We start from the raw sequence: 13,927 nt of genomic DNA, 5'->3' as shown, positions 1-13,927 counted from the left end.
CGCCGGTCGGCCATCTGGAGGAGGAATCCCGGCCGGGACGTTCCGGCCTGGACGGGACGAACTGTCCAGCGACGGCTCTTCCGGGCCGCGCCTAAGGTGTGCTCTATCAGCTCCCGCCGCCGGAAGGACTCCATGGAACAGCCGAACACCTCGGAGCAAGCAGTGCTGCCGCTTGAGGGCATTCTGGTTGCGGACTTCTCGCGCGTCCTCGCCGGACCTCTTGCCACCATGACGTTGGCGGACCTGGGGGCGCGCGTGATCAAGGTGGAGCGGCCGGGCAGTGGCGACGATACGAGAAACTGGGGTCCGCCTTTTTCGGCGACCGGTTCGACGTATTTCGAAAGCGTGAACCGGAACAAGGAGTCGCTGTGCCTGGACCTCGGCGATGCTGGCGACCGGAAGCTGGCGCGGGAATTGGCCCTGCGCGCCGATGTCGTCGTGGAGAACTTCAAGGCGGGCGCCATGGCCAGGCTGGGCCTGGGTTATGAGGAACTCTCTGCGGACAACCCTTCCCTGGTGTACGCGTCCATTTCCGGGTTCGGCAGCGCCGGCGGAGCCGGACTGCCGGGCTACGACTTCGTGGTGCAGGCCATGGGCGGGCTCATGAGCATCACGGGAGCGGCAGACGGCGAAGCGATGAAGGCCGGCGTCGCGCTGGTGGACGTGCTGACCGCCAAAGACGCCGCCATCGGCATCCTCGCTGCCCTGCGATCCCGCAGCGTCCATGGCCGCGGGGCTTTGCTCGAAGTCAATCTGCTCTCCAGCCTGCAAGGTGCCCTGGCCAACCAGGCGCAAGCGTTCCTCGGCACAGGCACAGTGCCAGGCCGGCTGGGAAACGTCCACCCTTCGATCGCTCCCTACCAACTGCTCCGATGTGCCGACGGTCCCTTGGCCGTGGCCTGCGGAAACGACTCCCAGTTCGCGGCCTTCTGCAGGGTCCTTGGCCTGCCGGGCCTCGCCGCCGAGCCCCGTTTCGCCGGCAACCCGGAGCGCGTGCGGAACCGTGGCGAGCTTGTCCTCCTGCTGGAGCAAGCCCTTGCGGATGCTCCGGCCGCCCTCTGGCAGGAGCGCCTCACGGCCGCCGGGGTGCCCGCGGGAAGGGTGGCAGGAATCGATGAAGGGCTCGAATTCGCCGAGTCCCTCGGCCTGGAGCCCACCATCGAGGTGCACGACTCCACGGGAGCCGCCGTCGGGCGCCAAGTGCGCCATCCGGTCAGCTGGACGCCGCCGCTGCCCCCGCGCACACAGGCGCCGCCGTCGCTGGGCGAACACGACGCGCCGCTGCGCGAGTGGCTCTCCGGAAAGAGCTAGGCCCGACGCAATCCCAGCCACAAGCGTGCGGCGACATCCGGATCGTCAAGATCCGCCTGGATGATCCTGGCCGCCGTGGCGATCCGGTGGCGCAGGGAATTTCGGTGCACCGCCAGTTCCCTCGCCGTCACTTCCCACTGGCCCCGGTGCCTCAGGTAGCTGCGCACCGTACCCACGAGATCGGCCCGGGGAAAGTTCCGCAGCGTTTCGATCCATTCCTCTACCTGTGCGTCCACGGCCTGCCCGCTGCCAGGCACCGCAAGCGTCCCGGGCGGCACGGAAAGCAGGATTTCCACCAGCGCATCGCGGGCTTCGGCCAGCCTGTGCAGGGGCAGGACCCGGCTCAATGCGGCACTTTCGGGCGGATGCCCATTGCCTCCGGCCGCCACCTGGGCTTCCACGTCATCGCCTGCGGCCAGGGCGTCCAGGATGAAACAGGAGACAGCGCCCTCCGAGTACCGCAGCCGGCAGCCGCGCAGGGCGGCGGGGAGCCAGGGCAGCGGGTGTTCGGCACGCAGGCGGCCGACGACGTCGGCGGCCTCCTCGCCCAGGCCCCGGCCCGCCGCCTCGGGAGCCTCCGCCGCGGCAGCTTTCAGGAGCAGGAGCCGTACCGGGCCCCCAGGCAACGGGACCGACAGATCGCGCGCCAGCATCCTGGCCGCGTCCGTGTGTCCGCCCAGCAGCAGTTTGGCCACCGCCGAATCGAGGGCGCCCCCTGCCGCAAGGGCTTCCTGCTGTTGCTGCGCCTTGAGCGCGAGCAGCATGCAGACGGTCTGGATGATCTGGCGGTCGGCCTTGCCGAGTTTCCGGCCGGCGCCCACTGCCAGGAAGCCGGCAATTCGGCGGCCTACCAAGACAGGATGCTCGACGACGTCGCTCCCGTGGATCTGGAACGTGGCGGCGGAGTGCAGCGCACCCAGGTTGAGGCGGGCGGCCTGTTCCCGCAGCTGCGGAATTAACCCGTGTGTGCTCGACGGCCAGAATGTCTCCGCGTCCGCCTCCGCCCCCGCTGCCGGCAGGTACGCCGCCCACCCGCCCAGCGCCTGGGCCAAGGCCTTGACCACCGAGGCATTGGCATCCGGCAGCAGCGCCGCACGGGCCAGGGCGGTCTGGGTGCCCAGGCTCGCCACAAGATCGGACTGGCCGGCTCTGGAAACCAGGTCCCAGTACGCACGGGAAACATTCATGAACGGGACACCGGCAGGCACGATGAGCAGCGCCAGCCCGGCGTCCCGGCACGCATCCGCCAAGGCTGCGGGAACGGCGTCGAGCCCCGCTCCCAGGCCGAGGCCCAGGGCCGAAACCTCGCGTTCCACCAGTCGCCCTACGTAGGAATGGACGCGCGTGGAACCCCCGGACAGGCTTCCGGCAAAAGGTATCCCGGTGGTGAGAAGCAGTTCCCCACCCTCCAGGTAGGGAGTCGGGTCTTCGAGCTCGGAGATGTGCACCCCGGAAATCTGCCGCCGCGGAACCGCGGTACCGGTGGATGGGCCGAGTTCGGCACCGAGCCGGTGCTGAAGCTGCGCAAGGCTGATCATGGCTGCCTTTGTTCGATTGTTTGGTGCGGGCTGGTGGCTAAGAGCAGACTGGACAATCTAACCAGTATCGTCGCCGCGCCGGGCGGATCATCCAATGCCTGGCGGGCTTCCGGCGCCTTAGCGTTGGAGGCATGACGCCCGAAAGCAATGGAGCACCCGTGCCTGACAACGCCGACCTGCTGGATATCGATTCCCTGTTCACCAAAGACGAGCTCGCCTTGCGCGACAAGGTCCGCGCCTTTGTCGACGCGAGGATCCGGCCGAATATCGCGGCCTGGTATGAAGACGCGGTCTTTCCTGTGGAAATCATCCCCGAAATGGGCGCGCTCGGCCTGCTCGGCATGCATCTGAAGGACTACGGTTGCCCGGGACGAACCGCGGTTGAATACGGGCTTGCCGCTTTGGAACTTGAGGCCGGCGATTCAGGGCTGCGGACCTTCGTCAGTGTGCAGGGCTCCCTGGCAATGAGTGCGATCCACAAGCACGGGAGCGAGGAGCAGAAGCAACAATGGCTGCCCCGGATGGCCGCCGGTGAAGCAGTGGGGTGTTTCGGGCTCACGGAGCCTGGGGCGGGCTCGGATCCGGGGAGCATGAAGACCTTCGCGCGGCGCGAGGGTGACGACTGGATCATCAACGGATCCAAGCGCTGGATAGGTCTCGCCTCGATCGCGCAGCTCGCGGTCATCTGGGCCATGACCGACGACGGCGTACGCGGCTTCCTCGTGCCCACTGACACTCCCGGATTCCAGGCGACGCCGATCGAAGGCAAGTTGTCCATGCGAGCCTCAATCCAGTGCGACATCGAACTCCGGGACGTCAGGCTCCCCGGTTCAGCCCTCCTGCCCGGGGCCAAAGGCCTGCGCGGCCCCTTCGAATGCCTCAACGAGGCGCGTTACGGGATCATCTGGGGTGCGATGGGAGCGGCACGGGACAGCTACCTGAGCGCCCTCGATTACTCGCTGGAGCGGATCCAGTTCGACAAGCCGCTCGCCGGCTACCAGCTGACCCAGGAGAAGCTGGTCAACATGGCCCTCGAAATCAACAAGGGACTGCTGCTGGCCGTCCAGATCGGCCGGCTCAAGGAGTCCGGAAAGCTGCATCCCCACCAGATTTCCGCGGGCAAGCTGAATAATTGCCGCGAAGCAATCCGGATCTGCCGGGAAGCCAGGGCCATGCTCGGCGGCAATGGCATCACCCTGGACTACCCGCCCATGCGCCACGCCAACAACCTCGAATCGGTGCGCACCTACGAGGGAACCGACGAAGTCCACACCCTGGTCCTCGGCAACCACATCACGGGGATTCCCGCCTTCCGCTGAGCATTTGTTAACCGGCTGCTGTTAAACAGCTGTGCCCCGGTCCTCGAACCGGGGCACAGCTGTGTTGGCATGTGTGGGTTAAATGCGGGAGGCCCCCGAAGGTGTTCTTCGGGGGCCTCGACCTGTAATGGTTGTCCGGCGGTGTCCTACTCTCCCACACCCTCCCGGGTGCAGTACCATCGGCGCTGTGGGTCTTAGCTTCCGGGTTCGGAATGGGACCGGGCGTTTCCCCCACGCTATGACCGCCGTAACCTTGTTACCCGTCCCCGCGTGTGTGCGGGGTGGGAAGACTGTTGGTTACCAGGTGTTGCTGGTTGTATTCGGTTGTCCGGTGGTGTGCCGGTTTGGTTCCTGGGTTGTTGTCCGGGAACCACATAGTGGACGCGTAGCTTTTGATGTTTTTGTGTGGTGTAAGTTGTCGGCCTATTAGTACCGGTCGGCTTCGACAGTCGTTGGTCCTGTCTTCCACGTCCGGCCTATCAACCCAGTGGTCTGGCTGGGGGCCTCTCACACACGAGGTGCATGGAAATCTCATCTTGAAGCGAGCTTCCCGCTTAGATGCTTTCAGCGGTTATCCCATCCGAACGTAGCTAATCAGCGGTGCACTTGGCAGTACAACTGACACACCAGAGGTTCGTCCGTCCCGGTCCTCTCGTACTAAGGACAGCCCTTCTCAAATTTCCTGCGCGCGCAGCGGATAGGGACCGAACTGTCTCACGACGTTCTAAACCCAGCTCGCGTACCGCTTTAATGGGCGAACAGCCCAACCCTTGGGACCTACTCCAGCCCCAGGATGCGACGAGCCGACATCGAGGTGCCAAACCATGCCGTCGATATGGACTCTTGGGCAAGATCAGCCTGTTATCCCCGAGGTACCTTTTATCCGTTGAGCGACGGCCATTCCACAATGTACCGCCGGATCACTAGTCCCGACTTTCGTCCCTGCTTGAGATGTCTCTCTCACAGTCAAGCTCCCTTGTGCACTTACACTCGACACCTGATTGCCAACCAGGCTGAGGGAACCTTTGGGCGCCTCCGTTACTTTTTAGGAGGCAACCGCCCCAGTTAAACTACCCATCAGGCACTGTCCCTGACCCGGATCACGGGCCGAAGTTAGATGTCCAAAGTGACCAGAGTGGTATTTCAACGATGACTCCACCCGAACTGGCGTCCGGGCTTCACAGTCTCCCACCTATCCTACACAAGCCACTCCGAACACCAATACCAAACTATAGTAAAGGTCTCGGGGTCTTTCCGTCCTGCTGCGCGTAACGAGCATCTTTACTCGTACTGCAATTTCGCCGAGTTTATGGTTGAGACAGCGGGGAAGTCGTTACTCCATTCGTGCAGGTCGGAACTTACCCGACAAGGAATTTCGCTACCTTAGGATGGTTATAGTTACCACCGCCGTTTACTGGGGCTTGAATTCTCAGCTTCGCTCCGAAGAGCTAACCGGTCCTCTTAACCTTCCAGCACCGGGCAGGAGTCAGTCCGTATACATCGTCTTGCGACTTCGCACGGACCTGTGTTTTTAGTAAACAGTCGCTTCCCCCTGGTCTCTGCGGCCCTTGCCCGCTCCACCCAGCAAGTGGGTCTCACGGTCCGGGCCCCCCTTCTCCCGAAGTTACGGGGGCATTTTGCCGAGTTCCTTAACCATAATTCTCTCGATCGCCTTGGTATTCTCTACCTGATCACCTGTGTCGGTTTGGGGTACGGGCAGCTGGAACCTCGCGCCGATGCTTTTCTAGGCAGCATAGGATCACCGGATCCCCCCATGCGGGGGTCCCATCAGATCTCAGCCTGCATGTTCCACGGATTTGCCTATGGAACGGCCTACGTCCTTAGACCGGGGCAACCATCGCCCGGCCCGGCTACCTTCCTGCGTCACACCTGTTAATACGCTTACCTCCCGGGATCAGGTCCCGCGCTCCACCAAAACCCACACACCCAAAGGGTGATAGGGCAGGTTTCGGGCGGTTAGTATCCCCCGCTTGGTATGGGCGGTTCTTCGCCGGTACGGGAATATCAACCCGTTGTCCATCGACTACGCCTGTCGGCCTCGCCTTAGGTCCCGACTTACCCAGGGCAGATTAGCTTGACCCTGGAACCCTTGATCATTCGGCGGACGGGTTTCTCACCCGTCTTTCGCTACTCATGCCTGCATTCTCACTCGTGTAGGCTCCACCACTGGTTCACACCGCAGCTTCACCGCCCACACGACGCTCCCCTACCCATCCACACCCCTGAACCACGAAGGCTAGGAACATGTGTGAATGCCACAACTTCGGCGGTGTACTTGAGCCCCGCTACATTGTCGGCGCGGAATCACTTGACCAGTGAGCTATTACGCACTCTTTCAAGGGTGGCTGCTTCTAAGCCAACCTCCTGGTTGTCTAAGCAACTCCACATCCTTTCCCACTTAGCACACGCTTAGGGGCCTTAGTTGGTGGTCTGGGCTGTTTCCCTCTCGACTATGAAGCTTATCCCCCACAGTCTCACTGCTGCGCTCTCACTTACCGGCATTCGGAGTTTGGCTGACGTCAGTAACCTTGTAGGGCCCATCGGCCATCCAGTAGCTCTACCTCCGGCAAGAAACACGCAACGCTGCACCTAAATGCATTTCGGGGAGAACCAGCTATCACGGAGTTTGATTGGCCTTTCACCCCTACCCACAGCTCATCCCCTCCATTTTCAACTGAAGTGGGTTCGGTCCTCCACGACGTCTTACCGTCGCTTCAACCTGGCCATGGGTAGATCACTCCGCTTCGGGTCTAGATCACGCCACTACACTCGCCCTGTTCAGACTCGCTTTCGCTACGGCTACCCCACACGGGTTAACCTCGCGACGTAACACTAACTCGCAGGCTCATTCTTCAAAAGGCACGCCATCACAACAACAAGGCTGCTCTGACGGATTGTAAGCACACGGTTTCAGGTACTGTTTCACTCCCCTCCCGGGGTACTTTTCACCTTTCCCTCACGGTACTGGTCCGCTATCGGTCATCAGGAAGTATTTAGGCTTATCAGGTGGTCCTGACAGATTCACACGGGATTTCTCGGGCCCCGTGCTACTTGGGAACACTCACCAGGGCGGCACAACACATTACGGCTACGGGACTCACACCCTCTCCGGCCGGCCTTTCAAAACCGTTCGCCTATGCACGCACACACACCCCGCCGGTCCGGCAGAACCAGCACGCAACTGCCCCACAACCCCGCCCACGCAACGCCCGCCGGCTATCACACATGGGTCGGTTTAGCCTGATCCGCGTTCGCTCGCCACTACTAACGGAATCACTGTTGTTTTCTCTTCCTGCGGGTACTGAGATGTTTCACTTCCCCGCGTTCCCCCCACGCACCCTATATATTCAGGTACGGGTCACACAATCACCGAAAACGGCGTTGTGCGGGGTTTCCCCATTCGGACATCCTGGGATCACCGCTCGGTTATCAACTCCCCCAGGCTTATCGCAGATTCCTACGTCCTTCATCGGCTCCTGATGCCAAGGCATCCACCGTGTGCCCTTAAAAACTTGACCACACAGATCAAAAAACTTCTAAACAAAATTGCTTACAAGATGCTCGCGTCCACTATGTAGTTCTCAAACAACAACCCCAACCCCCACACCCCACACACACAAACCATGCGCATGATCGGCAAGGACAGGAAAACCAGAAACCCCAGAACACCCCACAAAAGGGGCGCCCCTGACGGGCCCGGCAACTCATCGTTGCAGGTCCTGTTGCCTCAGGACCCAACAGTGCACCAAACACAACCCACGACAGTCCGCACCCCGCAGCGTTCCCAACACCCACACCCCAAAAGGGCACAGACACCGTACTAACCACAGGACACAACCACCAAGGCCATGCCAAAACCAGTTTGATTCGTTGATATTCCACCCATGAGCACCCACCGCAGAACAGACGCCTGCGCAATGGGCTGTACTCCTGACCCCCGGACGGCGACCATGCAGCCACCACCACAAAAGGGCAGTTGCTCCTTAGAAAGGAGGTGATCCAGCCGCACCTTCCGGTACGGCTACCTTGTTACGACTTAGTCCCAATCGCCGGTCCCACCTTCGACGGCTCCCTCCCACAAGGGGTTAGGCCACCGGCTTCGGGTGTTACCAACTTTCGTGACTTGACGGGCGGTGTGTACAAGGCCCGGGAACGTATTCACCGCAGCGTTGCTGATCTGCGATTACTAGCGACTCCGACTTCATGGGGTCGAGTTGCAGACCCCAATCCGAACTGAGACCGGCTTTTTGGGATTAGCTCCACCTCACAGTATCGCAACCCATTGTACCGGCCATTGTAGCATGCGTGAAGCCCAAGACATAAGGGGCATGATGATTTGACGTCGTCCCCACCTTCCTCCGAGTTGACCCCGGCAGTCTCCCATGAGTCCCCGGCATAACCCGCTGGCAACATGGAACGAGGGTTGCGCTCGTTGCGGGACTTAACCCAACATCTCACGACACGAGCTGACGACAACCATGCACCACCTGTGAACCAGCCCCGAAGGGAAGCCCTGTTTCCAGGGCGGTCCGGTCCATGTCAAGCCTTGGTAAGGTTCTTCGCGTTGCATCGAATTAATCCGCATGCTCCGCCGCTTGTGCGGGCCCCCGTCAATTCCTTTGAGTTTTAGCCTTGCGGCCGTACTCCCCAGGCGGGGCACTTAATGCGTTAGCTACGGCGCGGAAAACGTGGAATGTCCCCCACACCTAGTGCCCAACGTTTACGGCATGGACTACCAGGGTATCTAATCCTGTTCGCTCCCCATGCTTTCGCTCCTCAGCGTCAGTTAATGCCCAGAGACCTGCCTTCGCCATCGGTGTTCCTCCTGATATCTGCGCATTTCACCGCTACACCAGGAATTCCAGTCTCCCCTACATCACTCTAGTCTGCCCGTACCCACTGCAGAACCGGAGTTGAGCCCCGGTCTTTCACAGCAGACGCGACAAACCGCCTACGAGCTCTTTACGCCCAATAATTCCGGATAACGCTTGCGCCCTACGTATTACCGCGGCTGCTGGCACGTAGTTAGCCGGCGCTTCTTCTGCAGGTACCGTCACTTTCGCTTCTTCCCTACTGAAAGAGGTTTACAACCCGAAGGCCGTCATCCCTCACGCGGCGTCGCTGCATCAGGCTTGCGCCCATTGTGCAATATTCCCCACTGCTGCCTCCCGTAGGAGTCTGGGCCGTGTCTCAGTCCCAGTGTGGCCGGTCACCCTCTCAGGCCGGCTACCCGTCATCGCCTTGGTAGGCCATTACCCCACCAACAAGCTGATAGGCCGCGAGTCCATCCAAAACCACAAAAAGCTTTCCACCCCCCACCATGCGGTGAAAGGTCATATCCGGTATTAGACCCAGTTTCCCAGGCTTATCCCAGAGTCAAGGGCAGGTTACTCACGTGTTACTCACCCGTTCGCCACTAATCCCCGGTGCAAGCACCGGATCATCGTTCGACTTGCATGTGTTAAGCACGCCGCCAGCGTTCATCCTGAGCCAGGATCAAACTCTCCGTTGAAGTAAAACAAAAACAGACACAACACACCCAGGCCGGAAAAAGACCCGGACACGCTGCACAAAATTTGAAACCAGCTAAAAACCAGACCATCCACAGGGGCGGACAGCCCGGCAAATAACCAATTCATAAAAAATCGGTATCAACAAACTTGGCACACTATTGAGTTCTCAAACAACAGAAGCATTCGAATACTTCGCGGAATCACTTTCCGTTTTTCTTCGCTGCGATGTTTCAATCTTATTTCATCCGATTTCACTTTGCAAATCCGGCAATTTCTCCCGAATTCACTTTCGCGAATCGAATTACCTCCGAAGGGACTGCAAATAATCCGATTTCCTGGCATTTGCCGGAGGCGGATTCTTCACAATTCAATGGGAGGCTGTTGCCCCTCAGCGGCGGCAACCCAAGAAACACTACACGCCTCCCCGCGGCTGCGCAAGTCAGCTGCGGGGAGGCGTACAGGCCCGTCACGCGTGGGACGCGTGGGACGTTTGGTTAGCCGGTCACTTCCACTGTGGCGAGGTTCTTCTTGCCGCGGCGAAGCAGCAGGTAGCGCCCGTGAAGCAGTTCGTCCTGGCCGATGACGGCGTCGGGATCGGTCACCTTGGTGTTGTTCACATAGGCGCCGCCCTCCCCCACCGTGCGCCGGGCGGCGGACTTGCTGTCGGAGAGGCCGGAGGCAACGAGCAGATCGATGATGCCCAAGCCGGCGGCGTCGATCTTTGCGGACGGCAGCTCAGCGGTGGCGGCTGCAAGGGTCGCTTCATCCAGGACGCTGAGGTCTCCGTTGCCGAAGACAGCGGCGGAAGCGGCGATGACCTTCTCGGTGGCGTCCACGCCGTGCACCAGCGAGGTGACTTCGTAGGCGAGCTTCCGCTGTCCTTCGCGGGCGAAGGGGCGCTCCGCCACGGACTTCTCCAGTTCCTCGATTTCCGCGCGGCTGAGGAAGGTGAAGACCTTGAGGCGGTCGACGACGTCGGCATCTGCAGTGTTCAGCCAGAACTGGTAGAACGCGTACGGGCTGCACATTGCGGCGTCCAGCCAGATGGCATTGCCTTCGCTCTTGCCGAACTTGGTGCCGTCGGCGTTGGTGATCAGCGGCGTGCCGAGGGCATGCACGCTCTTGCCGTCCACCTTGCGGATCAGTTCGGTGCCGCTGGTCAGGTTGCCCCACTGGTCCGAGCCGCCGGTCTGCAGCACGCAGGCGTAGTCGCGGTTGAGCTGGAGGTAGTCCATGCCCTGCAGGATCTGGTAGCTGAACTCGGTGTAGCTGATGCCTTCCTCGGAGCTCAGGCGGGAGGCGACGGCGTCCTTGCGCAGCATGGTGCCCACGCGGTAGTGCTTGCCGATTTCGCGCAGGAAGTCGATGGCGCTCAGCGGCGCGGTCCAGTCCAGGTTGTTGACCATGCGGGCAGCATTGTCGCCCTCGAAGCTGAGGAAGCGGCGGACCTGGGCCTGCAGGTAGCCGACCCATTCGGCGACGGTGTCCTTGGTGTTCAAGGTGCGTTCCGCCGTCGGGCGCGGGTCGCCGATCAGGCCCGTGGAGCCACCCACGAGGCCGAGCGGCTTGTGACCCGCAAGCTGCAGGCGGCGCATGACCAGGAGCTGCACCAGGTTGCCCAGGTGCAGGGACGGCGCGGTCGGGTCGAAGCCACAGTAATACGTGATCGGGTCCCCGGCGAGCAGCTTTTCCAGTTCCGCCTCATCGGTGGAAACGTGGACAAGGCCGCGCCATTTGAGCTCCTGCCAGATGTTGGCGAAGCCCGGGTCGTTGTGCTGGGACTCGAGGTTGTTTACGTGTGACACGGCTTCTAAGTTAGCAGGATTGGCGCCCTGTTCCGTTGTCCGGCCGCTTGTCCGCGCCCTAGCGTTCGATTCCGGCCGGCAGCGGCGCCGAAGTGATGAGCCGCAGGCGCTGCGTGGGGCGGGTCATGGCGACGTACAGGTCGCCGACCTTCCCGTGCTCGTGGTTGAGCATGGCGGCTGGTTCCAGGACCACGACGCCGTCGAATTCCAGGCCCTTGGCTTCCTTCGGGCTGATCACCACGATGTCCTGTTCGTAGCTGCCGGCTCCGCTTCCCACCCGGTGGCCGTAGGCGCCGCGCAGGGCCGCGGCTGCCTCGGGCAGCAGGGCGCCGTCGGCAATCACGGCGAGCAGGCCGCCGTCGAGCACGTCCAGCTCCTCGGGGAACACCTCAAGGAGGCGGGGGACGATCCCGTCCGCCTCCACCCGGTCCACGAGGGGGTTCCAGCGGCCTTCCCGCACGGCCTTGGGAGCCGAGACGACCAGGCCGGCACGGTTGGCCATCCGGACGGCGGCCTCGGCGATCTGCGAGGGTGTGCGGTAATTGACCGTGAGCTCTTCCAGCTGCCAGCGGTCACCGAAGGACGGCGCCAGGGCGCTGTGCCAGGAATTGGCACCTGCCGCGGCGCTCGTCTGGGCAATGTCGCCGACGATCGTGAAGGACTTCAGCGGGCAGCGGCGGACCAGGAGGCGCCACTGCATGGGCGAAAGCTCCTGCGCTTCATCGACCACAATGTGCCCGAAGGCCCAGGTGCGGTCGCTGACGGCGCGTTCGGCCGCGGTGAGGCGGGTTTCGCGCTCCTGGTTCTGCTCGGCCAGTTCCTCGGCGGTCATGAGGACGTTGACGCCCATGGCTTCCATGTTGGCCAGGGTCTGCTTGGCATTGGCCAGGTCGCGGGCACGGTCGTGCTCCTGCTGGGCCAATCCCCGGCCGGCCGCGGCATCGAGTTCGCCAAGAAGTTCGGCGGCTTCATCGAGCAGCGGGACGTCGGCTTCGGTCCACGGGGCGTCGGCCGGGCGCAACAGCAGGGCACGCTGTTCCGGGGTGAGGTCCGGGGTGCAGGCCTCGAGGATGGCAGGCTTGCTGAAGAGCTCGGAGATCAGCTTCTCCGGGGTCATCGGCATCCAGCACAGGTTCAGGGCGATGCGGACGTCACGGGCGGTGCGGACGTCTTCGGCCAGGTAGGCACGGTCGGCGTTGTTGCCGAGGTTGGCCGCTTCCACAATGTCCGTGAGCTGCTCGGTGAGCTCGCGGAGCAGGATCTTCACGAAAGTTACCCGGGCCTCGTTGTGCGGCTTGCCGGTGCCGCGGGCGCGTTCGCGGGCGCGCCGGACCTGCCTGACCGTGAGCTTGAGCTTGCGGGAATCGACCTCGAGGATGCGGTCCTCGGCGGGCGTGCGCTGGCGGTTCGCGACGGCGTTCGCGACGACGGCGGCCATGTCCAGGCTGCCCTTCAGCGCGGCGACGGCGGGGTCCTCCTCCGGGACGGCGTTGATGCCGGGCATGAGCTTGCCGAGGCTGGTCATGACGACGCCGGTCTCGCCAAGGGACGGCAGCACGCGTTCGATGTAGTGCATGAAGGACGACGACGGGCCGACCAGCAGCACGCCGGCGGACTTCAGCCGTTCCCGGTGGGTGTAGAGCAGGTACGCGGCACGGTGCAGCGCGACGGCCGTCTTGCCGGTTCCGGGACCGCCCTGGACCACCAGCGCGCCCGACATTGCGGAGCGGATGATGCGGTCCTGCTCGGCCTGGATGGTTCCTACGATGTCCGACATGCGCCCGGTGCGCTTGGAGTTCAGGGCCGCCAGCAGCGCGCCCTCCCCCTGCATGGATTCGCTGCCGTCCAGCATGGTGGTGTCCAGGACGTCGTCCTCGATCGCCTTCACTTCACGGCCCTGCAGGATCAAGTGCCGGCGGCGGCGGACACCCTGGCGGTCGAAGGCTGTGGCCTGGTAGAAATGGCCGGCCTCGGGGGCACGCCAGTCGACCATGAGCCGCTGCAGATCCGCCGTCGACAGGCCGATGCGGCCGATATATTGCGCTTCGCCCGTGTCGAGATCGAGGCGGCCGAAGACGAGGCGCTCGTCGACGGCGTCGAGCTGGGCCAGGCGGTCCTCGTACAGCGCCGCGAAAGCGTCGCGTTCGGACACGTTCTGCATGGTGCCCACCGCTCCGGCGCGGCGGACCTGCGCGAGCTGGCTCCGTTTCTCTTCCCGCAGCTCGTCCAGCCGCGCATAGAGCCCGGCCACGTACTCGCGTTCGTGGAGCAAATCGGCGTCGTGCATCAAAACGTTCCCCTATCGGAAATGACGGACCGTCCATTCTACAGCGGTTTTCCGCAACGCGGGTGAAACGCTCCCCCTGCCGGGGTGTCATAAGAAATTCATGCGCTGCTAACCTCTGCAGCATTCCCGGCAG

5 protein-coding genes and 3 rRNA genes are annotated in these 13,927 nt (G+C 62.5%); 2 read left to right on the top strand and 6 right to left on the bottom strand.

Going from position 1 to position 13,927, the window contains the following annotated elements; all coding sequences use genetic code 11:
* Positions 1-132 precede the first annotated feature (132 nt).
* Complete coding sequence (locus ACZ9CK_RS06355) at positions 133-1,311, top strand: CaiB/BaiF CoA transferase family protein (protein ID WP_476049541.1); 1,179 nt, start codon at positions 133-135, stop codon at positions 1,309-1,311.
* Here the strand turns inward: ACZ9CK_RS06355 and ACZ9CK_RS06350 are convergent.
* Positions 1,308-2,849, bottom strand: a complete 1,542-nt coding sequence (locus ACZ9CK_RS06350; protein ID WP_476049540.1) for a PucR family transcriptional regulator ligand-binding domain-containing protein — start codon at positions 2,847-2,849, stop codon at positions 1,308-1,310. The genes ACZ9CK_RS06355 and ACZ9CK_RS06350 overlap by 4 nt on opposite strands.
* Before the next feature lie 131 nt (positions 2,850-2,980).
* Here ACZ9CK_RS06350 and ACZ9CK_RS06345 point away from each other — a divergent pair, with 131 nt between their 5' ends.
* Positions 2,981-4,168 carry an acyl-CoA dehydrogenase family protein gene (locus ACZ9CK_RS06345; protein WP_476049539.1) on the top strand — a complete coding sequence of 396 codons (1,188 nt, stop codon included), beginning with the start codon at positions 2,981-2,983 and terminating at the stop codon, positions 4,166-4,168.
* 133 nt (positions 4,169-4,301) lie between these two features.
* Here ACZ9CK_RS06345 and rrf read toward each other — a convergent pair.
* From rrf to ACZ9CK_RS06320, 5 genes are all read right to left on the bottom strand, one after another.
* Positions 4,302-4,418, bottom strand: a 5S ribosomal RNA gene (gene rrf, locus ACZ9CK_RS06340).
* A gap of 155 nt (positions 4,419-4,573) precedes the next feature.
* Positions 4,574-7,707, bottom strand: a 23S ribosomal RNA gene (locus ACZ9CK_RS06335).
* Positions 7,708-8,176: 469 nt separating this feature from the next.
* Positions 8,177-9,701: ribosomal RNA gene (locus ACZ9CK_RS06330) — 16S ribosomal RNA — on the bottom strand.
* Together the 16S, 23S and 5S rRNA genes form the textbook arrangement of a ribosomal RNA operon.
* Before the next feature lie 495 nt (positions 9,702-10,196).
* Positions 10,197-11,507, bottom strand: a complete 1,311-nt coding sequence (gene tyrS, locus ACZ9CK_RS06325; protein WP_426302925.1) for a tyrosine--tRNA ligase — start codon at positions 11,505-11,507, stop codon at positions 10,197-10,199.
* Positions 11,508-11,565: 58 nt separating this feature from the next.
* Positions 11,566-13,794: a HelD family protein gene (locus ACZ9CK_RS06320; RefSeq protein ID WP_476049538.1), complete on the bottom strand. Its 2,229-nt coding sequence runs from the start codon at positions 13,792-13,794 to the stop codon at positions 11,566-11,568.
* Between the last annotated feature and the right edge of the window lie 133 nt (positions 13,795-13,927).

The sequence above is a fragment of the Arthrobacter sp. TE26545 genome, assembly GCF_056279005.1.
Note: the sequence above shows the minus strand (reverse complement) of the source record. Positions and strands in the feature narration are given on the sequence as shown.

Coding starts and splice junctions, on each gene's coding strand:
- ACZ9CK_RS06350 (WP_476049540.1), bottom strand. CDS start 2,849: ATGATCAGCCTTGCGCAGCTTCAGCACCGGCTCGGTGCCGAACTCGGC.
- ACZ9CK_RS06320 (WP_476049538.1), bottom strand. CDS start 13,794: ATGCACGACGCCGATTTGCTCCACGAACGCGAGTACGTGGCCGGGCTC.
- ACZ9CK_RS06355 (WP_476049541.1), top strand. CDS start 133: ATGGAACAGCCGAACACCTCGGAGCAAGCAGTGCTGCCGCTTGAGGGC.
- ACZ9CK_RS06345 (WP_476049539.1), top strand. CDS start 2,981: ATGACGCCCGAAAGCAATGGAGCACCCGTGCCTGACAACGCCGACCTG.